This window comes from Arcanobacterium canis, assembly GCF_029625435.1.
Taxonomy (GTDB): Bacteria; Actinomycetota; Actinomycetes; order Actinomycetales; family Actinomycetaceae; genus Arcanobacterium; species Arcanobacterium canis.
Genome location: NZ_CP121208.1, coordinates 1,836,151 through 1,858,377, shown reverse-complemented (window position 1 = coordinate 1,858,377; position 22,227 = coordinate 1,836,151). Strand labels below are relative to the sequence as shown.

At 55.1% G+C, this 22,227-nt stretch carries 21 protein-coding genes; 16 read left to right on the top strand and 5 right to left on the bottom strand.

The window, feature by feature from the left end:
- Positions 1-20: 20 nt before the first annotated feature.
- Together P7079_RS08380 and P7079_RS08375 are read right to left on the bottom strand one after the other, a co-directional pair.
- Positions 21-2,267, bottom strand: coding sequence for a DUF6049 family protein (locus tag P7079_RS08380; protein WP_278012783.1), 2,247 nt, complete (start codon positions 2,265-2,267; stop codon positions 21-23).
- Entirely contained in the window at positions 2,264-2,794 is a 531-nt protein-coding gene (locus P7079_RS08375; RefSeq protein WP_278012782.1) for an NUDIX hydrolase, read from the bottom strand. The genes P7079_RS08380 and P7079_RS08375 overlap by 4 nt, the downstream gene beginning before the upstream one ends.
- Before the next feature lie 139 nt (positions 2,795-2,933).
- Between P7079_RS08375 and P7079_RS08370 the strand changes: the two genes are divergently transcribed.
- The 10 genes from P7079_RS08370 to P7079_RS08325 all read left to right on the top strand — a co-directional run bounded on the left by P7079_RS08370 (position 2,934) and on the right by P7079_RS08325 (position 13,430).
- On the top strand, positions 2,934-4,346 hold the full coding sequence (locus P7079_RS08370; protein WP_278013635.1) for a CCA tRNA nucleotidyltransferase: 1,413 nt from the start codon (positions 2,934-2,936) through the stop codon (positions 4,344-4,346).
- A complete protein-coding gene (locus P7079_RS08365; protein WP_278012781.1) occupies positions 4,343-5,632 on the top strand; it encodes an MFS transporter in 1,290 nt (429 codons plus the stop codon). The genes P7079_RS08370 and P7079_RS08365 overlap by 4 nt, the downstream gene beginning before the upstream one ends.
- A 77-nt stretch (positions 5,633-5,709) precedes the next feature.
- Positions 5,710-7,077 carry an AI-2E family transporter gene (locus tag P7079_RS08360; RefSeq protein ID WP_278012780.1) on the top strand — a complete coding sequence of 456 codons (1,368 nt, stop codon included), beginning with the start codon at positions 5,710-5,712 and terminating at the stop codon, positions 7,075-7,077.
- A 7-nt stretch (positions 7,078-7,084) separates the two neighbouring features.
- Positions 7,085-9,280: a transglycosylase domain-containing protein gene (locus P7079_RS08355; protein WP_278012779.1), complete on the top strand. Its 2,196-nt coding sequence runs from the start codon at positions 7,085-7,087 to the stop codon at positions 9,278-9,280.
- 165 nt (positions 9,281-9,445) lie between these two features.
- Positions 9,446-9,748 carry a 30S ribosomal protein S6 gene (gene rpsF, locus P7079_RS08350; protein WP_278012778.1) on the top strand — a complete coding sequence of 101 codons (303 nt, stop codon included), beginning with the start codon at positions 9,446-9,448 and terminating at the stop codon, positions 9,746-9,748.
- Positions 9,749-9,758: 10 nt separating this feature from the next.
- Positions 9,759-10,307: a single-stranded DNA-binding protein gene (locus P7079_RS08345; protein ID WP_278012777.1), complete on the top strand. Its 549-nt coding sequence runs from the start codon at positions 9,759-9,761 to the stop codon at positions 10,305-10,307.
- A gap of 97 nt (positions 10,308-10,404) precedes the next feature.
- Positions 10,405-10,641: a 30S ribosomal protein S18 gene (gene rpsR / locus P7079_RS08340; RefSeq protein ID WP_278012776.1), complete on the top strand. Its 237-nt coding sequence runs from the start codon at positions 10,405-10,407 to the stop codon at positions 10,639-10,641.
- A gap of 15 nt (positions 10,642-10,656) precedes the next feature.
- Complete coding sequence (rplI, locus tag P7079_RS08335) at positions 10,657-11,103, top strand: 50S ribosomal protein L9 (protein ID WP_278012775.1); 447 nt, start codon at positions 10,657-10,659, stop codon at positions 11,101-11,103.
- Positions 11,104-11,275: 172 nt separating this feature from the next.
- On the top strand, positions 11,276-11,647 hold the full coding sequence (locus P7079_RS08330; protein WP_278012774.1) for a hypothetical protein: 372 nt from the start codon (positions 11,276-11,278) through the stop codon (positions 11,645-11,647).
- A 388-nt stretch (positions 11,648-12,035) separates the two neighbouring features.
- Positions 12,036-13,430 carry an MATE family efflux transporter gene (locus tag P7079_RS08325; protein WP_278012773.1) on the top strand — a complete coding sequence of 465 codons (1,395 nt, stop codon included), beginning with the start codon at positions 12,036-12,038 and terminating at the stop codon, positions 13,428-13,430.
- On the opposite strand, the gene P7079_RS08320 is transcribed toward P7079_RS08325, so the two are convergent.
- Entirely contained in the window at positions 13,427-14,767 is a 1,341-nt protein-coding gene (locus tag P7079_RS08320) for an MFS transporter (RefSeq protein ID WP_278012772.1), read from the bottom strand. The genes P7079_RS08325 and P7079_RS08320 overlap by 4 nt on opposite strands.
- A 286-nt stretch (positions 14,768-15,053) precedes the next feature.
- On the opposite strand from P7079_RS08320, the gene dnaB reads away from it, so the two are divergent.
- The 4 genes from dnaB to P7079_RS08300 all read left to right on the top strand — a co-directional run bounded on the left by dnaB (position 15,054) and on the right by P7079_RS08300 (position 18,372).
- Positions 15,054-16,349, top strand: a complete 1,296-nt coding sequence (gene dnaB / locus P7079_RS08315) for a replicative DNA helicase (protein ID WP_278013634.1) — start codon at positions 15,054-15,056, stop codon at positions 16,347-16,349.
- Between the two features lie 137 nt (positions 16,350-16,486).
- Complete coding sequence (locus tag P7079_RS08310) at positions 16,487-16,849, top strand: GntR family transcriptional regulator (protein ID WP_278012771.1); 363 nt, start codon at positions 16,487-16,489, stop codon at positions 16,847-16,849.
- A gap of 6 nt (positions 16,850-16,855) precedes the next feature.
- A complete protein-coding gene (locus P7079_RS08305) occupies positions 16,856-17,554 on the top strand; it encodes an ABC transporter ATP-binding protein (RefSeq protein WP_278012770.1) in 699 nt (232 codons plus the stop codon).
- On the top strand, positions 17,554-18,372 hold the full coding sequence (locus P7079_RS08300; protein ID WP_278012769.1) for a hypothetical protein: 819 nt from the start codon (positions 17,554-17,556) through the stop codon (positions 18,370-18,372). The genes P7079_RS08305 and P7079_RS08300 overlap by 1 nt, the downstream gene beginning before the upstream one ends.
- 75 nt (positions 18,373-18,447) lie before the next feature.
- On the opposite strand, the gene P7079_RS08295 is transcribed toward P7079_RS08300, so the two are convergent.
- Both P7079_RS08295 and P7079_RS08290 read right to left on the bottom strand, forming a co-directional pair.
- The gene (locus tag P7079_RS08295) at positions 18,448-19,158 is read right to left on the bottom strand and encodes an HD domain-containing protein (protein WP_278012768.1); all 711 of its coding nucleotides are present in this window, start codon (positions 19,156-19,158) and stop codon (positions 18,448-18,450) included.
- Between the two features lie 2 nt (positions 19,159-19,160).
- The gene (locus P7079_RS08290) at positions 19,161-20,006 is read right to left on the bottom strand and encodes an aldo/keto reductase (protein WP_278012767.1); all 846 of its coding nucleotides are present in this window, start codon (positions 20,004-20,006) and stop codon (positions 19,161-19,163) included.
- Between the two features lie 82 nt (positions 20,007-20,088).
- On the opposite strand from P7079_RS08290, the gene rarD reads away from it, so the two are divergent.
- Both rarD and galK read left to right on the top strand, forming a co-directional pair.
- On the top strand, positions 20,089-21,006 hold the full coding sequence (gene rarD / locus P7079_RS08285; protein WP_278012766.1) for an EamA family transporter RarD: 918 nt from the start codon (positions 20,089-20,091) through the stop codon (positions 21,004-21,006).
- 74 nt (positions 21,007-21,080) lie between these two features.
- Positions 21,081-22,214 carry a galactokinase gene (gene galK, locus P7079_RS08280; protein ID WP_278012765.1) on the top strand — a complete coding sequence of 378 codons (1,134 nt, stop codon included), beginning with the start codon at positions 21,081-21,083 and terminating at the stop codon, positions 22,212-22,214.
- Positions 22,215-22,227: the final 13 nt, after the last annotated feature.

Here is a 22,227-nt window from a genome sequence, read left to right as displayed (position 1 = left end):
CGGCACAACCTGTCATAAGTCTATCCCGATAGCTGTCCAGATGAACGTTTCACGTTCTCACCGAATTCGCCAGCCGAAACAGGTTGGGATCGACGTCCCTTTCTGACCGACTTCACCACGCCCGTCGCAAAGAGAATCACCACGAGGGAACCGACAACCACTGTGCCAACGTTTTCCCATTGGGCGCGCACTCGAATATTGAGCGGGGTTCGGGAGCTGAGAACTTCGCCTCCAGGGGTCTCGACGCGGGCTTCTACATCGAGATCGCCTGAGCCATAGGCTTTGACAGGGATAGCGATCGTTGCTGAATTTTTTGCCGGGATGGCGGCCGGAGCTGGAGAATCAGTGCGCAGGCGTTGGTCTGGCATACGTAAAACGACTTGAGCATTGATGGGGAAAGGAAGCGAATTCATCACCCGCAGTGGGATTGATGATGCCTCAGAAATCATGTTGATTGTCGAGGTTTCAGCGACTTTGACCTTGAGGCGCGGGTCGGACGTAATGGCCATTTGAGCAATTTGATGCTCCGCGGTGCTCGGAACTCCAGCTGAACTCTGAGCCGCTGCCAGCGAGGTATAAAGATCGTTGAGTTGGTTGAGATCGGTGCCAAACGGAGTGGCATTGGCAATCGTTGCCAGCGAGTGCCGTGCCTGCTGGAGACGGCTCAGCGTATCTGTGTTGATGACATTGGTGCTCGGTTCTTTTTCCCGAGCAAGGTACTTGCCACTAGCAGCAGTTTTCTTTTGTTCCTCAAGTGAGGCAGGCATTGCCCACGGCGCTTGTAGAAGAGATCTTGCGGTTTCTGTTCGAATCTCTGCTCCACGCGGAAACGCTGCGATGATCCCTCGTTGATCATTGGGACGTTCCCGGTACTGCATGGCAGCCACGGTCAGCGCGAGTTGACGTGAATCGAGAGCATCAACCTTTTCCGCAGAATTCGATTGAGCGTCAGAGTTTGTGTGAGCGCCCGAGGCAGATGTGCCGCTGGTAGCAGGACCTGCCCCAGGCATATACCCAGCAAGTGCGTCCGAAAGCGATTGATCAAAAACATATACATCGCTCGGAAGTTCACTTGCCTTCGCTGGCACGTAAGCACTGGGAGTATAGGTAAGCTCTGCGCGCGGGAAAAAATCGTGGCTTGAGACGATTCCTGCAGTAAAACCGGCATCTTTCGCTGTTTTCAAGGACGCCGAATCAGTCAGCCCGTAGGTTACCGAGTTATCATCGGCCATCGCAGCGCTGGCGAGTGTCGGCCGATGAGCAGCCGCAAACGACGCTATCGACGCATCGAAAGTCGGAAGGAAGTGATGATCGCGCTGTGTCACCGCCTCGGCAAATCCTGATGAGGCTTGCAGAGTGGGGTCAACAAGGAATTCCATCCCCTTCTGAGATTGCCCGAGGAGTTGAAGCATCGCCCCGATATCCTCAGGTTCCTTGATGAAAGCTGGAACCTGTGCAAAGAGATCACCGGGTGAGGAGATGTCGTTTCCTTCAGGCGCAGTTTTTGTCTCGTGATCAGTCTTTTCGCCTGCTTCACTCTTTGTTGACTGAGGTGTTGGTGTCGGTTTCGCAGCCGGTTCAGGCGCAACCCTCAAGGAGTGTGCCTGTGCAAGAAAATCAGAGAGAGTCCCTTGCTGAGCAATATTTTGTGCCGACCGAACGAGCGGCGCGACGACGGTGGTCGGTGTGCGTTGGAGGTTCACTTTCGGAGCAACGATGATGAAGCTCGTATCACTGAGGCGTTCTCCTTGATCAGTTGTGGCTCGCACGAGGATTCCACGCGGGCCCCACCCAAACTGGCTCGTGTCCCACGTCAGGTCTTTTGCTTCAACAGTAATGGTGCGGCTTTCGCTCCCACCAGGTGGAACAGTCAACGGCGACGAATCGCGGGCAACTTGGGCTGAATCGAGGTTTCCCCGCATCCAATCGCGAACATTTTGATCATTGAGTGGTGAAGAGTAAGCCGCGCGAAGATCGAAATGAGTCAGTGTCAGAGGTGAAGTGGATGGATTGGAGACATTCACTGTGATGCGAAGTGGCGTCTCCGGCGCAAGAACAGGCGTGCCCACAGATGTGATGGTGATCTGCGGTTCGGAGGATTTCTGACTTCGATTCAACGACGTCGGTGCGGGAAGCTGTGGTGTCGCCACGATCGGTGAGCCAGACAACGGCGTCGTCGTGAGTGCCGCTGCGGGGCCAACGTAGCCGGCAAAGGCCACGAAAGTTGCGTACGCAGCAACGAAAAAACCCCCCAAACGTCGTTTCACTCTCGCTCACCTCGAAGAATTGCAGCGGCATCGCCCACAATCCGGCGTTCATTTGGATATGCCAGGCGAGTCGCAACGCGATCAATACGCACCCATTCTGCCTTTTCGGCTTCGTGGTCGGGATCGTTTTCCACAGTGATAGTCCCTTCAAGGGCCTCCAACAGGAAATGGTGGACAACTTTGTGAACGCGGTGGTCATGGCCAGAAAACCAGTAATCAATCGAAGCGAGATGCTTCAATACGCGCCCGAAAATACCCGTCTCCTCGGAAATTTCGCGCACAGCTGCTTCACGTGCAGTTTCGACTCCTTCGAGGTGGCCTTTGGGTAGAACCCACTCGAGACGCCCGGCGCGATTTCGGCGTGCGATGACGGCCACGTATGCGTGCCCGTTATGCACAGCAACGATCACGCCGCCTGCTGATGTCTCATTCGACACAGGTAGGTTCGAGGCACGCCGAGATCTCAGCCGGGTGTGCGTCTTTTCGCCGCGTGGGTGGGGCGGCGGCGTTGGAACTCTTCTCCTCATAATTCTTCTGTACATCCAAGGTGCAAGCGGGGTGGGATTCGACTCGAATTCATGGCACCCTTATAGGGTGCCTACCGATGAATCGCTTTCACTTACACAAAAAACTTCCGCCGGTACGAACCGACGTGCCGAGGTGTTGATGCAAGGACTTGCGTCCCTGCGTCAGCTTCCTGCGGCAATCCTTCAACTGGGATCCATTTTCTCACGTTCTGGGTATGAATTGGCACTCGTCGGAGGTCCAGTTCGCGACGCATTCTTGGGACGGCCGATTCACGACTTCGATTTCACTACCTCCGCGCGCCCGGAAGACACCGAGAAACTGCTTGGAGAGTGGGCAGACGGTGTCTGGGACATCGGCAAAGAATTTGGGACAATTGGTGCTGCCAAGGACGGACTTGTGGTGGAAGTAACCACGTATCGCACCGAGGAATATGATCCAAATTCACGCAAACCCGAAGTGAAATACGGCGACAGTCTCGAAGGTGACCTCACGCGCCGCGATTTCACCGTGAACGCCATGGCTGTTCGAGTTCCACAGCTGGAGCTGGTTGATCCATGCGGTGGCCTCGACGACCTCGAAGCTGGCGTTCTTGACACCCCGGTTGCCGCGGAACAAAGTTTTGACGACGATCCGTTACGTATTATGCGTGCTGCGCGCTTCGCATCCCAACTGGAATTTGATGTGTCCCAGCGTGTGATGACAGCGATGGCAGATCAAGCTTCGCGTCTCGGTATCGTGTCGGTTGAACGCATCCAAGCGGAGCTTGAAAAGCTCATTGTCGGCACGTGCCCACGCCGCGGAATCGAACTTATGGTTGAAACCGGCGTCGCCGACGTCGTTCTCCCCGAGGTTTCCGGGCTGGTGGCCACAGTTGACGAACACGGCCGACACAAGGACGTCTACCAGCACACTCTGACGGTTCTTGACCAGGCGATCGCGCTGGAAACCGACGCCGAAGGAGCAGTTCCTGGGCCAGATTTCGTGCTCCGTTTCGCGGCACTGATGCACGACGTCGGCAAGCCAGCCACTCGTAAATACGAGCCAGACGGGACAGTCTCTTTCCATGCGCACGACCTCGTCGGTTCACGTATGACTCGGCGGCGGATGAAAGAACTGAAATTTGACAAAGCTTCAACGAAAGCCGTCTCGCGCTTGGTTGAACTGCACTTACGTTTCCATGGCTATGGCGAACAGGTGTGGACAGATTCTGCTGTGCGCAGATATGTCACCGACGCCGGAGACCTCCTTGAGCGTCTGAACCGACTCACTCGCGCCGATGTCACCACGCGCAATAAGCGCAAGGCCCGTTGGCTCAGTGCAGCGATGGACGATCTCGAAGAACGCATCGTGGCGCTGAAGGAAAAAGAAGAGCTTGAGGCTATTCGTCCGGACCTTGACGGCGCTCAGATTATGGAATTGCTGGGGATTACCCCTGGGCGTGACGTTGGCGAGGCACGCAAATACTTGCTGAATCTTCGTATGGAAGAGGGGCCCTTGGGTGAAGAAGAGGCCACACGGCGTCTGCTCGCGTGGTGGGAAGAACGGTCGTGAAACTCCGCGAATGCCTGAGCTATCGGCAGTTTCGCCGTTTGCTCGCGATACGGCTCGTCTCCCAAACAGGTGACGGGTTTTTCCAAGTAGGTCTCGCAACACTTTTAATTTTCAACCCAACGAAGGCTGCAACAGCAGGGCAGATCGCTATTGCCTTCGCAATACTGCTTGTGCCCTTCACTGTGATCGGCCCATTCGCCGGTCCCCTTCTGGATCGCTGGCGACGGCGTAACGTGTTGGTTGTGGGAAACGCAGTGCGGCTGGTTCTCGCCGGGATCTTGGCGGTGCTCATCGAAACTGTTGGCGACACCCCCGTGGTCTACATTCTGGCGTTGAGCGCACTCGGGATGAACCGTTTCCTTTTAGCGGGATTATCGGCGGCCTTGCCTCATACACTTCCTCTGCGGTTGTATCTGATTGCAAACTCGATCACGCCCACTCTCGGCTCGCTAATGGCGGCTCTGGGCGGCGGAATCGGCGCGCTACTGGCGCTCACTCTGCCGACGACGTGGGTGTCGGGAGGCTCGCTTGTGGCTGCGGCTGTCATTTTCGGGCTCTCGTCGCTGCTCTCGGTCGTGTTTTTCGACGCCGGTGCGCTTGGACCGCGCACACCACCGACGTCGAGTGCATGGGGTGACATGAGAAAGGTCACTTCCGATATGGCTAGTGGGGCGCGTTATCTCATCCAACGGCGCATCCCTGCTCTTGCGCTTATGGCGATTGCCTCACACCGTTTTTTCTACGGTCTCAACTTCGTCGCGCTCATCATCATCTCTCGACATCTCTTAGCGGATCCAATGAATACCTCCGCTGGATTCGCGCAATTTGCGCTGGTTGGGGGCGTCTCGTTTGCAGGTAATGCACTCGCAGTGGTGGCGACGCCGATCGCAAATAATGTGATGAGTCCGTGGGCGTGGGTATGTTGGTGTTTCGGAATCATGGCAGTGTCACAGGCGATTGTTGCTGGTTCATGGCACGCTCCGTGGCTGCATATCGCAGCAGTGCTCGCGGGATTTTCTGCACAAGGATCGAAAATTGCGGTGGATACGATCGTCCAGGCCAGCACGGAAGACCGCTATCGCGGACGAGCTTTCGCCTTCTATGACATGGCTTTTAATATGGCCTTTATTTTGGCTGCTCTCGCTGCGATTTTAGTGTTGCCACCTGAGGGATGGAGCCGAATCGTCTTTTGTGTGGCGACTGTCCTGTGTGTGGTGTGCGGGGCAGCGTATTTACGCGTCGGCGTCGGCGAAAAATACGAGGAATCCTCAGTGAGTAATCTCTGAAGTTGCGCCGTGGGCGAGTGTTCGACAAAAAGTGTCGCACCCATCGGGCACAATAAACGTGAACGAAGGAGAGGAAAGTGGAAAACGAAACCCCACTCGCACCGGAGCGCGCGAGTGATTCAGATGTTGAGCCTCAGGCTCAGCATGTCCAACCTGATGCTGAATCGTCACAGCCTGCCCATGACGATCACAATGCTGGCATTGACAGCGAGGAAGTTATTCAGGCCAGTGGGAAAATCAACGGAATCGTTATTCTCGCTGTCCTTGCTCTCCTGGTGATTGTGGGGGCGGGCCTTTCAGCAATTCAGAATGTTTTCGGCCCGGTTTTCTTGGCGTTTACTATCGTGCTGGCATTCCGTCCAATCGGCCAATGGCTCATGAAGAAGGGCTGGCCGTCATGGCTTGCTGCCACCGCGATGATCATCACCGTGGTGGGTTTTATTTTGATCGTTGTGGGAATCACTGTGTTGTCGCTGATGCCTCTGCCGGCAACACTCATGAAGTACTCAGATAACTTTGAAAACATCGTTCAAACTGTCTTGCAGTTCGCTCAGGACAAGGGGATCGAAACACAGGATTTCTCGGTCTATCTCAATCAACTGAATTTCAATTCGGTTGTGGGATGGGCATGGAGCTTGTTCGATTACGTCTCGTCGGTGGGCGGGCTGATCATGATCGTTGTGGTGGCATTGTTCTTCATCACGGTGGATACGATGGTGCTCGGGTCACGAAATACGATCATGCGAATGACGCACTCACACCTCGCTTCGGCATTGGGCAGCTTTGAACGCAGGGTTCGTCAGTACTGGATCATCTCCACTGTTTTTGGTCTGATCGTGGCAGTGATTGATGCTATCGGTATGCAGATGCTTGGTGTGCCGCTTGCATGGACCTGGGGTGTGTGGGCGTTCATCACGAACTACATCCCGAATGTGGGATTCTTCGTGGGTGTTGTTCCTCCGATGCTCATGGCCTTGCTGGATCAGGGATGGCAGTCAATGATGTGGGTGGCCGTGCTCTACGTGGTGTCGAATGTGGTCATCCAGACCTTCATCCAACCGAAGTTTACTGGCGATCGTGTTGGCCTATCGACGACGGTCACCTTTATCTCGTTGACGATTTGGACGGTCATTGTGGGATGGTTGGGGTCCATTCTTGCGGTGCCTCTCACACTTTTCTTCAAGGCTCTCCTAGTAGACTCTGACCCCAGGAGCAGGTGGGTTGACGCGTTCCTCATTTCAGAAGACGACGCGAAAACGCGTCGGCGTGAAGGTTTTTACGATATTGATGCTGAAGTAGAAGATGAATTTGTCGAGTTCCGAAATCCTTTTGTTGGATTTTCAAACGAAGATACGGGCGAGGGTCAGAAGAAGAACCACCGTCGGCTCTCTGGGTTAACTGGGCAACTTAAAGTGCCTAGAAGGCATACAAACAACGACAAGTGAGGGAAATATGGTGACGTCAACGAAGGCGAAGACCAAGCCGAAGCGTGTAAAAGGGTGGAACTATCCGCGCGCGGGCTACGGTCCGGTTCGCCGGTGGGTGCCTTCGTGGCGTGTAGTTATTGGAGCTTTTTTACTGTTGATCGCCCTTGGCTTCGGAAGTCTGGCAGGGCTGTATGCGGCGACAAAAATCCCGGCGCCTGCAGACTTCGCACTGGCCCAGAACACGATGACCTACTATGCGGACGGAAAAACGAAGCTCGGATCATTTTCCAAGGTGAATCGTGATTCAGTTCCGTTGGACAAGATTTCTCCGTTCGTGCGCAACGCAGTGGTGGCCAGCGAAGATCGTCGTTTCTACCAAAATAACGGTGTGGATTTGAAGGGCATTGCGCGCGCATTCTGGAACAATATTCGCGGCTTGCCGACCCAAGGTGGGTCAACGTTGACGCAGCAGTATGCCGAGCGCTACTACACCGGAACGAATACGTCATTGATTTCCAAAGGCAAAGAAGCTCTCCTCGCTTTAAAAATTGATCGCAGTCAATCCAAGGAACAAATTCTGGAAAACTACCTCAACACCATTTATTTTGGGCGAGGTACGTACGGTATCGAATCTGCAGCGAAGGCATACTTCAATGTCTCTGCCAAAGATCTCACTCTCGAACAATCGGCCCTTATTGCAGGGATCATCCCTGCACCCTCAGCGTGGGATCCTGCGATTAGTCCTCAACGGGCTCAGCAACGCTACGAACGCGTGTTGAAACTGATGAAAGAAGACGGTTGGATCACTGCGGCGGAGTACAACGGGGCCAGCAAAACAATGCCGAAGACGATCCCCTCGTCGGCAAATGATTCGCTCAAGGGAACTACCGGCTACATTGTCACGGCAGTGAAGGCCGAACTCATTAACCAGGGTGGATTTAGCGAAGAAGAAGTTGATCGTGGTGGATTTAGCGTGACCACAACGATCGAACCAAAGAATCAGAAAGCTCTCGAAGAAGCAGTGACGAAGCTTCCGCAAGATCGTCCCAAGAATAACTACGTCGGAGCTGTGTCGATGAATCCGACAAACGGTGAAATCGTGGCATTTTACGGTGGTGCTGACTATGCGAAGCGTCAGCGAAACCTCGTGACACAAGACCGTGCCCAGGGTGGCTCAACGTTCAAAGTTTTTGGCTTGCTTGCTGCCGTTCGTGAAGGATGGGGCCCGTATTCACGCGTGAATTCACCTGCACATTACAAAGTTGGCAAGACGACTTTCAACAACGTTGACCAGCGTGACCACGGTTCTGTGACGCTCGCTCGCGCGACGGCTCAATCGATCAATACTCCTTTCATCATCTTGAACGAGAAGGTGGGGGCTGAGAAGGCAAAACAGGCTGCGATTGATCTCGGTTTACCTGAGAAAACCCCGGGTCTGGATTCACGTGTCGGAAATGTTCTGGGATCCGCATCTGCACGCCCGATTGACATGATCAAGGTATTTGGCACACTCGCCAATGACGGAAAGCAAGCCACCCCGCATCTCATTCGAGAGGTGAAAGATAAAGCTGGAAACGTTATTTACACTGGTCCGACTTCAGCTAATCAGGTGATCGAGGCGAACCATGTTCGCACGATGAACCAGATGATGCAAGGTGTCTATGACTGGGGTGGAACTGCTGAAGGAAAGGGAGTTTCCGGACACCCGATGGCGGGAAAAACCGGCACTTCGTCAGGGCCGTGGTCCGCATGGATCGGCGGTTACACCCCGCAACTCGCGACTGTTGTGGACATGATTCAGGTTGGCCCCAATGGTGAGGAAGAAAAACTTGCACCGTTCGGCGGCGAGACCCAGGTGGCAGGCGGTAATTTGCCGGGCATTGTCATGCATGAGTATATGAGTGTTGCCTTGGCAGATTTGGCGGCAGAGAAGTTCCCACTCCCTGAAGGGAAAGCTGCGCCTGAGCCTTATGTTCCGGCTCCGAAGTACCAGGCTCCAGAGCCGACTCCAACACCTGAACCGACTCCGACACCAGAGCCGAGTACCAAGGCACCTGAAGAAAAGCCAAAGCCCCAGCCGACGAAGGAGAACTCGAAACCGTCGGTTCCCGAGAATTCCGGCGAACCGCCGGCGAATGACGGCGGTTTGAATCATACGTATCCACCGCCGGCACCTCCTGGACAGGAGCCAGCAAATCATTCGGTTCAACAAGGAAAATAGTGTCTCAACACGCTCTCCACATGTGTCTCAAAACGCACGAATTTTCACGGTAAATCCGGTAGAGTGGTGCGGTGCATATGTCACACCCGTGATACATGCACTAGCATGAACCCTCCTGTTGCGGAAGGACCGCAACCGTTTTAGACCAAAGGAGGTGGGTACACCATGCGTCAGTACGAGATGATGATCATCCTCGATCCTGAAGTTGATGAGCGTAACCTGCAGTCTTACCTCGACAAGCTGCTCGCCGTCGTCCCCGCCGAAGGCGGAACCGTGGACAAGACGGACATCATGGGTCGCCGTCGCCTCGCCTACGACATCAAGAAGAAGTCGGAAGGCGTGTACGTGGTCGTTTACATGACCGCTCAGTCGGCAACCGCTCTGGAGCTTGATCGCCAGCTCGGACTCAACGAGTCCGTTCTGCGCACCAAGCTTCTGCGCGTCGAGCCCAAGCAGGCAAAGAACTAAGGAGAAGATCATGGCAGGCGAACCGATTATTACCGTCACCGGCAACCTCACGGCTGATCCGGAACTCAAGTACGTAGGCTCTGGTACGCCTGTTGCTTCCTTCACCGTGGCGTCCACCCCTCGTACGTTCAACCGATCCACGAATGAGTGGGAAGACGGCGAAGCGATGTTTGTTCGCTGCTCCGTCTGGCGTGACTACGCAGAAAACGTAACCGAATCTCTTTCTAAGGGAATGCGTGTTATCGTGACTGGCCGCCTTCAAATCCGCTCCTACCAGCGCAACGATGGTTCTCAGGGAACCTCTGTTGAAATGCAGGTTGATGAAGTGGGTCCGTCATTGCGCTATGCCACCGCACAGGTGTCAAAGCGTGCAGGCGGTAACGGTGGAGGAAACCGCGGCGGAAATTCCGGCTTCGGCGCTGGCAACAACTACGCAAACCAGGGCGGGTACAACCAAGGACGTGCATCGTACGATGCCCCCCAAGGTGGCTCGGCAGGGGATCCGTGGGGCCAGGCGCCGGCAGGTGGATCGTCATTCGACGACAACCCGCCGTTCTGATCTCTTACGGCCTTCAGTCAATGACTGAGGCAATCGCGCGTCATACGCGCATCTCATGAACTTTTGGGGCCTCGGCCCCGTATAGAGAAGAGGAATTATGGCAAAGCCAGTTCTGCGCAAGCCGAAGAAGAAGGGCAACCCCCTCAAGGCTGCGAAGATCGAGAACATCGACTACAAGGACACCGCAACCCTGCGCAAGTTCATTTCGGATCGCGGCAAGATCCGCTCGCAGCGCGTCACCGGCGTCACCGTTCAGCAGCAGCGTCAGATTGCTCGCGCCGTGAAGAACGCGCGTGAGATGGCACTGCTCCCCTACACCGGCTCGAACCGCTGAGAGGAGTAATAAAACATGAAGATTATTCTTACTCACGGAGTTAAGGGCCTGGGCGACGCGGGCGATGTCGCCACCGTCAAGGATGGCTACGCTCGCAACTACCTCATCCCGCGTGGCTATGCCACTGCATGGACTAAGGGTGCTCAGCGCCAGATCGATCAGATTACGGAGTCGCGTCGTAAGCGCGCCACGGAATCGATCGAAGCTGCTCGCGAAGCTCGCGAGGCAATCGAAGGCGTAACCTTCCAGATTGTCAAGACCGCTGGTGAAAACGGGCGTCTCTTCGGTGGCGTTTCGACCGCTGATGTTGCGCAGGCGATCAACGCTGCCACCGGCAAGAACGTTGATCGCCGCTCGATCAACCTGTCGCAGCACATCAAGTCGGTTGGCGAGTACACCGCACTGGTCAAGCTCGGCGAGGATATCGAGGCTCGCGCCAATATTTCGGTTGTCGCTGCCTGATAGTGAGGTGATGTCGTTACCATGTGGAATGTCCAGGAACGTTTGCAGATGTTTCAGGGCGAGATAACGTGGAAGTAACGATCAGATCCAGCTGAATGTTGTGGCGGTGGAGAGGGAAAACTCTCCACCGCCACTTTCGATATATCATAGGGACAGTCAAGAGAAGGAGCGCATGATGGGTGAGCAGCCCTTGAAGACGACCACGACTGCGATGGTTGATTATTTCCCTATTCTCGCATGGGTGGGATTGGCGACATCCTTTACGCAAAATGTTGGCGACTCGGCTGACTCACTCTGGTTACTGCTCTTTCAGGCGGCTCTCTTAGTGCTATTTGCAGGGTGGTCAGTAAACAAAACTCTTGAGTATGGCAAAGGACGCGAGAATATCGCCCTGATCTTCGTTCTGTTGACGGTATGCGTGGGTATGCTCGCTTTCTGGCAATCACAGTGGGCGCGTCTAGCTGCGGTGGTCCTTGTCATTGCGTACGTCATCCTTTCACGCAAGATCAATCGCCGTCCCTGGGAAGAACCTACCCATCAGTGATCTCTGTGGCAACGACACGTATTTTGTTGTTGCTGTGAGCGGCTGCAGGGCGTAAATACAGTAAAGTTTCCACAGAGGCTGTGGAAACTTTACTGTTTATTGTGGATTTCTTGATCGAAACAGTGGACAAGTGGTGGAAAAACATTCGAAGTTATCCACAGTTTTGCATACAGTTACCCACAATAGTGGATAAGTTCGTGAGAAAGCCCGCTATTTCGCCCACTGAGTTGTTCACATCTGTGGATTATTTCTTAGTTCGATACATCCCGGCACGCCCGACTTGTTCAAAAACTTCAAGTTCTCCACAGCCCATTTTTATGCAATATGACTCCACAAGTCCTCCACACATTTCGGCATCATCATCACATACGCGGGTAAGGTGGAAGCGATGACATCACGAAAAGAACACTCACATGCCGCAACGCACGATTCTCAGGACGAAGGCAACTCTGCAAACGCGCTGAATTCGCGCAAACTTGACCGTCAAATTCTTGCCCTCGCACTGCCATCGCTCGCTACACTCCTCGTTGAACCACTCCTCATCGCGGTGGATTCGACGATGGTCGGACGCCTTGGCACGGTTCCTTTGGCCGGTCTCTCGCTTGCCTCTACGGTGTTGGGCACGATCGTGGGAGTGTGTATTTTTCTCTCGTATGCCACTACTGCTGCCACTGCGCGTTTCGTTGGTGCAGGAAATCCTTCACGCGGGTTGCGTCAAGGAATTGATGGGATGTGGCTAGCCCTAGGCCTGGGCGTTATTCTGGCAATTGTTCTGTACGTATTTGCACCATCAGTGATCGGAATATTCCAGCCAGCTGCGGACGTTGCCGATCAAGCTGTTGCATATACGCGTGCCTGTGCTCCCGGTCTGCCTGGAATGCTCCTTGTCCTAGCAGCAAACGGAACTTTACGTGGTTTCGCGGACGCCAAAACGCCACTCAAAGCGGCCACGACTGGAGCGCTCGCGAACATCCCGCTCAATGCCCTCCTCATCTATGGTGCAGAACTTGGTGTTGCTGGCGCAGGCGCTGGTTCTGCCATCGCACAAACTGCCATGGGTGGCTACCTGACCTACGCCGTCGTCAAACTTGCCCGCACGCACCACGCACCTATGACCCCGTCGGGAGGCGGGGTCATACGCTCGCTACGCGACGCAGGGCCGCTCGTCATTCGCACACTGTGCTTGCGTGCTGCACTCATCTTGCAGATTTCGGCTGCAACGCACCTGGGAACCGTGCAACTCGCTGCGAATCAGATCGTGATGACAATGTGGAACTTTGCTTCGTTTGGTATGGATTCGCTTGCCACAGCAGCACAGATCCTCACAGGGCAAGGACTCGGGCGTGGTGACACGCATGAGGTGCATCGGATCTTGCGTCGCTGCGAGGCGTGGGGTGTCCGAGTCGGTATTGGGGTAGGGATACTTTACGTGCTCCTCGCATTCGCCGTTCCGTGGGTAATGACTGCCGACGGTGATGTGCGTGAGGTTGCACGCTACGCCATGTGGGTGATTGCCGCGTCGATGCCGGTTGCGTCGGTTGCTTACATTCTTGACGGCGTGCTGATCGGTGCAGGGGACACTCGCGCTCTTGCGCGGTACATGGTGATTGCGCTGGTTGCTTTTACGCCGATTGCTGTGCTCTTCCTGCTATGGGAGGCGGGCACGGTTGGTATGCTCGCGCTATGGGGCGGGTATGCGCTCATCTTTATGGGAGCGCGCGCTGCCACCATGATGTGGCGTGTTCGCGGGACCGCCTGGATGGGACTGAAGAAAGATCGCTAGGCCTCAGTTGCGTGTTCGTCACCGCGGCGAGCACGCTGGGCCGTGAGATCTGCGTTTTCTTGCTCGGAGAGGTGAGCCCGCTCGCGCGGACCATTGATCGAGACGAACGGCCAGTGACGGGCACGGTGAAGTTCGACGTCCCAATGCGACTTCGTCCACACAAAAACGACCAGTGAGACAATCAAGGCGGCGATGCCGCCGATTGCCAGCGACCACCGTGCGCCAAAATTCTCACCGACCCACCCCACAAGAATGGCACCGAGTGGGGTGGAGCCAAGATTGATCGCGAAGTAGATCGCCAGGGCGCGCCCGCGTAGTTCTGGCGGAACGGAGGTTTGGATCAGAGTATTGCAGCCGATCAAGAATGTCAGCATGAGGAATCCACACGGGATCATGAGAAGAGCGAACACCCAATAGTTGAGTGCGAAAGCTGCACCGATCGACATGAATCCGAAAGTAAAACCGGCGAAGAGGATGTAGGAAAATCGCGGAGCCGCACGTCGTGCAGCAATTAACGCTCCTGAAAGAGAACCGATTGCGAGAGCGGAACCGAGTAGACCGTAGTCTCCAGCACTGCGGTTGAAAACTTGTGTCGCCATCAGCGCTTGAGTCATTTGGAAATTGAAGCCTAGCCCGGAAATGACACCGACGAGAATGAGGATGCCGAGGATGTCGCTACGCGTTTTGATATATGAAAATCCTTCGCGAACCATTCCTTTGTGACGCGCGACGGCTGAGAATGGGAAAAAGTTTTCCCTTCGCATGAGGATGAGTGTGAGGACTGGCACGAAGAAGATCACGAAATCGGCGATGAGAACCCACCCGGCACCGAACCAGTCAATCATCACACCTGCAGCAGCTGGGCCGATGAGACGGGCGATATTAAATGCCGTGGAATTGAGTGAGATTGCGTTCGGAAGTGCGCTTGAGGGAACGAGTTCGGAAACGAACGTATTGCGTGTGGCAGAGGTGAGGGCGTCGGAAGTGCCGGCAATAAAGGCCAGAAGATATACATGCCACAGTTGTGCAGTCCCGGTCACGACGAGGGCACCCAAGATCAGTGAGAGCATTGCGATAACAATTTGGCCAGCCTGAATCACCTGTCGTCGGTTTCCACGGTCAGCCAGTACTCCTCCAAGCGGTCCGAGGACAATTTGAGGTGCAAACTGCAGGGCCGTCACAATTCCGACTGCGATTGCCGAATTATCTGTGAGTATTGTTAGCACAATCCAGATTTGGCACACGCGTTGCACCCACATCGCACTTGCTGAGAAAAAGTTCGAGATGAACCAGAGGCGATAGTTCGGGTATTGCAGGGAGTGGAATGTTTTCGACAAGGTGGTTCCTCGGAAGTTGCGTGCAAAATTTCTCTTCAGCTTACGCCGGTTCGTGGTGTATTTTAAGGATGCCTGCGTCACGTTCTTCACGTCGATCCCGTTTGTCGTGGTGACGGCGGTGTGTGGACGCCACCACAGGTGGGGGCAATGTGAAAAAGACGTGGACACCACTAACTGATCGGGGACGCGGATATGATGGGGCCGAGAGAAAGAGGTTGCCCCCGTGAGTGAAGTTATTGCGAACTCGAGCTTCGAACGTACTCCCCCGCAAAACATTGAAGCTGAGATGAGCGTGCTTGGCGGCATGATGTTGTCCAAGGACGCGATTGCTGAGGTTGTGGAAGTGTTGCGCACCGACGATTTTTACCGTCCCGCACACGCAATCGTTTTTGAAGTGATCATGGACTTGTTCTCGCGCGGCGAGCCTGCCGACGCAGTGCTCGTTGGCGGAGAGTTGGATCGTCGCGGCAAACTCGAACAAATTGGCGGGCGTGCCTATCTCCACACTCTCGTTGCGGGAGTGCCGACAGCGGCGAATACCGCCTATTATGCGCAGATTGTGCGCGAACAGGCACAGCTACGTTCCTTGGTCGAAGTCGGAACGCGCATCACACAGCTGGGATACAACACCGAAGGCGGCGACGTCGCTGCCTTGCTTAATATGGCGCAATCAGAGGTTTATGCGATGACGCAGTCGCGCGCATCCCATGATTACGCTGCTGTTCGTGAAGTGATTCCCGGGCTGATTGAAGAGCTGGAGGCGAATGCGTCCCGCGACGGCGGCCTGGCCGGTTTGGCAACGGGCTTTACCGATCTCGACGACGTTCTTTCCGGCTTGCGTTCCTCGCAGATGATCATCGTTGCCGCTCGCCCAGGTATGGGTAAGTCCACCTTGGCAATGGATTTTTGCCGGCACGCAGCAATTCGTGAAAACAAACCTGTTGCTTTCTTCTCACTGGAAATGAATCGCAACGAACTGATGATGCGTGTTCTTGCTGCTGAAGGCTCGGTCTTCCTCAACAAGCTCATTCGTGGCGACATCGACCAAAAGGGGTGGGAGACGATCGCCTCGACGATCGAACGTATCGGTGACGCCCCGCTTTTTATTGATGACTCCCCGAATCTGACGATGAGTGAGATCCGAGCGAAGGCTCGTCGTCTGCGTCAGCAAGAGGGGATTGAACTGATTGTGATTGACTACCTCCAGCTTCTTACCTCGGGTGGGCGAACCCCTGAATCGCGTCAGCAAGAGGTCTCGGAATTTTCGCGTTCGATCAAGCTCCTGGCGAAGGAGCTCGAGATTCCAATTATTGCGATCTCCCAGCTCAATCGTGATCCAGAAAGGCGTAACGACAAACGTCCCCAGGTGTCCGATCTTCGTGAATCAGGCTCGTTGGAGCAGGACGCCGACGTCGTCATCCTCATTAACCGACCCGATGCAGAGGAAGCGGGAATGGAAGCCCCGCCTTCTGAGGTGATCATCGGAAAGCATCGTTCCGGCCCGACGGGCACGGTGGAGTTAGCTTTCCAGGGGCACTTTGCGCGGTTCTCCAACTTTGGTGGCATGGATATGGCTGGCTAGTAATTCGGGTTGTGAGCGGCGGGTAACCACGCAGTTGCCTGGCTCTCTTTTGATCTAGGTGTATTAGGTAGTTGACACAGCATCCTCAACATGCCATTGTATTAGTGTATTAATACGGCAATACAGAAAGGGTGACGATGAGTTTCGACGATTCCCGCCCCATCTGGGTTCAACTGGCGGAAAACTTTGGCCAAAAAATTATTTCCGGGCAGTGGAAGCCAGGCACAAAAATTCCCAGCGTGCGTGAACTTGCGCTCGCAGAAGGGGCAAATCCCAACACAATCCAGCGTGCCCTCGGAAAACTTGATGATGAGGCTCTCACGGTCACGGAACGCGCCCACGGCCGTTTTGTCACCACGGATGTTGACATCATCAACCGTGCGCGACGTCACGCTGCGCAGACCCAAACAGATAAACACGTCGCAGCTTTGCGTGGTCTCGGGTTGAGTTTGGACGTTGCCTGGGAACTTCTTCAACAGCGCTGGGACACCTCAGATTAAGGAACAATGATGGAACCTCTGATCCATGTGGAAGCGTTGAGAAAGATGTACGGCAATAAAGCCGCCCTCGACGGCGTGAGCCTCGATCTCTTTCCCGGGCGAGTTGTCGGACTGATTGGCCACAACGGTAGTGGAAAGACGACGCTGCTCAAGATCCTCGCAGGCTTGATTCGCCCATACGAGGGCCGTGCCGAAATCGCGGGACATGCTCCCGGCGTTGAGTCGAAGGCGAAAGTCGCTTTCCTCCCCAGCGAGGATTTTCTGAACCGAGAACTGACGGTTGCCGAGGCGGTGAGTCTCTATTCGCGATTCTTTGCTGATTTTGATGAGCGCAAGACGCTTCGTCTCCTCGATTTCTTCTCAATTGAAGCAAATTCGCGCCTGAAGGAACTATCGACGGGGATGCGCGAGAAGGTCAAAGTTTCCCTGGTAATGTCTCGGCGCGCTTGCGTCTACCTCCTTGATGAGCCGATCAACGGAGTTGATCCAGGCGCCCGCGAGGGAATTCTGGAAGGAATCTTGCGCGACTTTCCCCAGGAGAGTCTTCTTGTCATATCGACTCACCTTGTTTCCGACGTTGAATCTTTCCTTGACGACGTCGTCATGCTCAAGGAAGGCCGTGTGATCCATACGCAAAATGCTGACGATCTTCGTGCCGAGACGGGGCTTTCAATTGATGCGCTGACACGAAAGGAGTTCCGCTGATGTTTGGAAAATTCTTCACACAAGAGTGGCATGACAACAAGGCGACGATTTACATTGGCACCCTCGGGGTTGCCCTTGCCTTCATTGTCATTTCTTTCCCGCTTCAAATGTTGGGAATCGGCTTCATTTCATCGATGGCTTCTGGCGCTGCCGTCGGCGCAGGAGTTGCCGCAGCGATTGCAACAATGGTGCTTCTCGGTTTGAGCTATTGGAAGACGATGCGCGGTCCGCGCGCCTACTTCACGTTCACTATCCCTGCGCGTGTCGGTGAGATCTTCTGGGCCAAGGTGCTGTTCGCCTACCTCACAATTCTCGTCTCACTGCTTGTGGTGATATTTGGTGTGGCTTCGATCGTTTTGCACTATGCCTGGAAAAATTCGCTTGAGTTTTGGCAGGTAGTTGAACCAATGTGGAATGCGTTATCCCAGTTCACGCCATGGAAAGTCGTGGTGGTCATTCTCGTGGTCGCGCTCTATGTTTTCCTCATGGTCGCATCGATTGCTGCTCTGATCTCGATCACTGCACAGGAAAAGTATCATCGCTTCGGTGGCGGTGCATTTGTCGGCGGACTGATCGTCTTCTATGCAGCGTGCCAGATCGTGTCACTGGCAGGGATGCTCCTCATCCCTGGCTCGGTGTCGTTAACAACTGGGCAGCTGAGCTGGGATCTGATGCTCCCGTCGTTTATCGATGCAATTCGTACGGGCGGCAATCCAACCGTTCTCGGCCTGGGGTGCATCCCGGTTCTTTTTGCACTGATGGCGGGCATCATTGCGGCAGGTCTTCGTTCGATTCGCGATCGGCTGTCGCTCGTGTGACTGACTGCTCGCATAAATGAGGGCGGGGCGCTGATGAAGCCACATCCAGCGCCCCGCCCTCAGTCGAGTTGTGACCTATCCCAGCTCCGCATTGAGTTGTCGATAAAATTCGATCTGCCGATCCAATGCCTTCACCCAGCGATTTTGGGCTTCCTGAGTTGCACACTGGTATCCATATTGAAATCGCAGATGCTCAAGGTTTTCTTCGAGCCAAGCGCGTTGGAGCTGTGTAGATTTTTCCATAAACCGCACGTACCTGAGGGTGTCAGCCACGCGATAGAGCGAAAAGCGGTCGATATTGTCGCAGTCGCCAATGGACTGAGCCAACACAGTAGGCTCGCCATCGAAGCGCAAATATTCCCGCCCGACGGCGTCATACGGTGTCCCGTGATCGTCGTTGCGCGCGTTCCACTGGCCGTCCGTGTGCATCGCAATTCCCTGTGCAAGCTCGGTGGCCAGTGACTGATCAAGGCCGGCATCGAGGAGAAATTCGAGGGCGATCAGTGCTCCAGCGCGTCCGTGATCCACCGGTACCTGAGCGTCATATTTGCCGACGTCGTGCAACAGACACCCCAGCTCAAGCAGGTCGGGATCCAACCCTTCCTTGAGGGCGACTTCGCGGCCAATGCGCGCCACACGCAGGCAGTGTTCAAACCGATAACGGCGTGCGTACTCGCCCGCGCGCGTACGCGAAAGGTGTTCACGGACGAACTCGCGTGCGATCGGTAAAATTTCGGCTGCTGATCGACGATCCAACGATGTTTGTTCAGGAGTCATTGCGTTCATTTTTACTGCTGGGCGCCTTCGCCATGTGCCATCGTGTCGGGATTCATGCCGATACGTCCTCGTTCTCCAAGGTCAAGTCGATCGATCACAGCTATATCTTCTGCCGACAGAACCACTGAACCCGCACGGAAATTCTCGATTTGACGTTGTGGCGTTGCTGATTTCGGGATTGCGACGAACCCCTTCGCTAGATGCCAGGCAAGAATAACCTGAGCGTTGGTCACGCCCAGACGGTGTGCAATCGACTCAATGACGGGCAGTGTGAGCGAGCGACCGCGTCCCAGCGGGCTCCACGATTCAACGGCGATCCCGTGTGCTGTGCAGTAATCTGTGACTGTGCGGTTCTGGAATCGTGGATGGATCTCAATTTGGTTGGCCGCAGGGACGATTGAGGTGGCAGCCATGAGCTTTTCTAAGTGATGCGTTTGGAAATTCGATACGCCGATTGCTCGAACTTCGCCGCTTTCAACGAACTCTTCCATCACGCGGTAGGTGGTTATGAAGTCCCCGTCATACTGTCCAGGAAGAGGCCAGTGCATCAAAAAGAGATCGACGTAGTGAGTTCCTAGCCGGTCGAGGGATTCTCCCAGGGAGCGGCGTACATCGTCGGGGCGGTGGTTGGGGTTATCAAGCTTTGTCGTGAGGAAGATGTCCTCGCGTCGAACGCCGGAGGCAGCGATTCCTTTGCCGACGCCAGCTTCGTTGCCGTACATCTGGGCAGTATCGATGTGGCGGTAGCCTGCAGCAATGGCCGCTGCGACCGCGTCAGGTGCGTGATCGTCGTCGATCTTATAGGTGCCAAACCCGAGCTGAGGGATGGATGCTCCCGTATTCAAAGTGATGTCCATGCAGCTATTCTTCCACGCTTATGTGCCGAGAGGAACGCACTGAGATCTTTTGGGGTCCACCCCAGGCCCCGATACCATAGAGATGATGACTTTCCGCGGCGTATTCATATCTCTTGTCACTTCTTTATCGTTCGCCTTGTTCTCCTATCTGGCGGCTTTGGCGTACCCCCTCAACGGCATTGAGCTCTGGGCCTGGCGAATGGTAATGACTGTGCCAGGAGTACTCATTGCGCTCGCGATGGCGGGAAAGTCACGTGGCTATTGGTGGGAATTGAAGCGAATGCGTACCAACCCCCGCCGTCTCATCGCCTACGCTTTTTGTGCTCCCATGCTTGCCGGACAAATGTGGCTTTTTGGGTGGGCGCCGCAATCGGGCAGGGCGTTGGAGCTTGCGCTGGGCTATTTCCTTATGCCGCTCGTCATGGTGGTCATTGGCCGCGTCCTCTACAAAGAGAAAATGAGTGTGCTCACCACAATCGCTTCTCTCGTTGCCGCTGCAGCCGTGGCATATGAGGTTGTGCGGACTGGAAGTTTGGGATGGGTGGCACTGTTCATCTCCATCGGTTACCCGGCTTACTTCGTGGCCCGGCGATACTTCCACACCGACGGCGTTTCAGCACTCGCATGGGAAATGACATTCGCAATGCCGGTAGCCCTCTGGGTTGCATCAGGAAGCCATACGTTCACATCGATCGTCACTGATGCTCGATTGCTTGCGGTGATGCTTGCCATCGGTGTCATCAGCGTTATGGGCGTGATCGGGTATGTCATGGCGGCACGTCTTCTGCCTTACGGCCTCTTTGGTCTGCTCAGCTACGTTGAGCCGGTACTGGTGACACTTGCCGCACTGGCACTGGGTGAAACTATTGCCGGTGGCCAGATCTGGACGTATGTCGGAATTTGGGCTGCTGTCGGGTTGCTGGCTTTCGACGGCGTAGTGTCACTGTCGTCCTACTCGAAGTTTTCCGCTCATCCGGGCGATCATACCCGCGGGAACTAGGGCAACTGCGCACCTGCCCTGTAGAGTTAGTCAAGAAAATTCGATTATTGGAGGCAACGGTGCCGCAGTTAATAATGCATTGGTCAGATGAGGAGGGCGCTCGCCGTGCTCGCGAGCTTTTTTCCCGCTATTTTGGGGACGAATCCACTGAGGTATTTGCGGCACCGGGCCGCGTGAATTTGATTGGCGAGCACACCGACTACAACGACGGTTTGTGTATGCCGATGGCACTCCCCCACGCCACCTTCGTTGCGTTTCACCAGCGCGAGGATGACGCGGTGCGCTTGATCTCCGACGCAGGCGAATTATGGGAAGGACGTGTGGGCGATATCCGGCCGGGAATGGAACGTTCGTGGGTGAATTACGCAGGCGGTCCGACGTACACACTGGGTGTGACGCGTGGTTTCGACGCTGCAGTGGTTTCCTGCGTTCCTCTTGGTGCCGGACTTTCGTCATCGGCGGCAATTGAATGTGCGATGGCATTCGCTCTGCGCACCCCGACGACGGAGCATGATCGTGAGGCGATTGTGGAGGCATGTATCCGTGCGGAGAACGAGATCGCTGGCGCACCAACAGGTGGTATGGATCAAACGGTGTCTGTTTTCGGGCGCGATGCCCATGCTGTTTTTATTGATTTTGCGGCTGAAACTCGCGAGCTTGTGGAAGCTGATTTTGCTGCGGATGATCTGGCGATTCTTGTTATGGATACACGGGCGAAGCACTCCCTATCGGATGGCCAGTATGGAAATCGCCGTGCCGAGTGCGATCAAGCTCGCGATATGCTGGGGTATGACTCATTGCGTGAGGCAACGGATGCGGATCTTGAAAAACTTCCACAGTTGCTCGCTCGCCGCGTGCGTCACGTCATCAGCGAGAATGCACGCGTCGTCGCTGGAGCATGCGCATTGCAGGCTCGCGACTGGCAGGCCCTGGGGCGCGAATTTGCTGCGTCGCACGCCTCACTTCGAGATGATTTCGAAGTCTCTTGTGAGGAACTTGATTGTGTTGTCGAATCGGCGATGGCTGCTGGAGCATTTGGCGCTCGCATGACAGGTGGAGGTTTTGGCGGATCTGCGATTGCGCTGGTTAAGCTCAACGATATCGAAAAAATTACCGAAGAAGTTCGCCGTGTTAGCTGTGAGCGTGGGTTCGCTGAGCCGGCTTTCTTAGTAGCACAGGCGTCGTCGGGCGCTCGTCTAGCTGTCTGAAAAAGGGACAAGG

Bases quoted from the DNA above. Each gene is read 5' to 3' on its own strand.
- P7079_RS08290 (WP_278012767.1), bottom strand. From the start codon at position 20,006: ATGGACATCACTTTGAATACGGGAGCATCCATCCCTCAGCTCGGGTTT.
- P7079_RS08305 (WP_278012770.1), top strand. From the start codon at position 16,856: ATGATGGAACCTCTGATCCATGTGGAAGCGTTGAGAAAGATGTACGGC.
- P7079_RS08325 (WP_278012773.1), top strand. From the start codon at position 12,036: ATGACATCACGAAAAGAACACTCACATGCCGCAACGCACGATTCTCAG.
- galK (WP_278012765.1), top strand. From the start codon at position 21,081: ATGCATTGGTCAGATGAGGAGGGCGCTCGCCGTGCTCGCGAGCTTTTT.
- rplI (WP_278012775.1), top strand. From the start codon at position 10,657: ATGAAGATTATTCTTACTCACGGAGTTAAGGGCCTGGGCGACGCGGGC.
- P7079_RS08330 (WP_278012774.1), top strand. From the start codon at position 11,276: ATGATGGGTGAGCAGCCCTTGAAGACGACCACGACTGCGATGGTTGAT.
- P7079_RS08375 (WP_278012782.1), bottom strand. From the start codon at position 2,794: ATGAGGAGAAGAGTTCCAACGCCGCCGCCCCACCCACGCGGCGAAAAG.
- P7079_RS08295 (WP_278012768.1), bottom strand. From the start codon at position 19,158: ATGAACGCAATGACTCCTGAACAAACATCGTTGGATCGTCGATCAGCA.
- rarD (WP_278012766.1), top strand. From the start codon at position 20,089: ATGATGACTTTCCGCGGCGTATTCATATCTCTTGTCACTTCTTTATCG.
- P7079_RS08370 (WP_278013635.1), top strand. From the start codon at position 2,934: ATGCAAGGACTTGCGTCCCTGCGTCAGCTTCCTGCGGCAATCCTTCAA.
- P7079_RS08310 (WP_278012771.1), top strand. From the start codon at position 16,487: ATGAGTTTCGACGATTCCCGCCCCATCTGGGTTCAACTGGCGGAAAAC.
- dnaB (WP_278013634.1), top strand. From the start codon at position 15,054: ATGAGCGTGCTTGGCGGCATGATGTTGTCCAAGGACGCGATTGCTGAG.
- P7079_RS08355 (WP_278012779.1), top strand. From the start codon at position 7,085: ATGGTGACGTCAACGAAGGCGAAGACCAAGCCGAAGCGTGTAAAAGGG.
- P7079_RS08300 (WP_278012769.1), top strand. From the start codon at position 17,554: ATGTTTGGAAAATTCTTCACACAAGAGTGGCATGACAACAAGGCGACG.
- rpsR (WP_278012776.1), top strand. From the start codon at position 10,405: ATGGCAAAGCCAGTTCTGCGCAAGCCGAAGAAGAAGGGCAACCCCCTC.
- P7079_RS08345 (WP_278012777.1), top strand. From the start codon at position 9,759: ATGGCAGGCGAACCGATTATTACCGTCACCGGCAACCTCACGGCTGAT.
- rpsF (WP_278012778.1), top strand. From the start codon at position 9,446: ATGCGTCAGTACGAGATGATGATCATCCTCGATCCTGAAGTTGATGAG.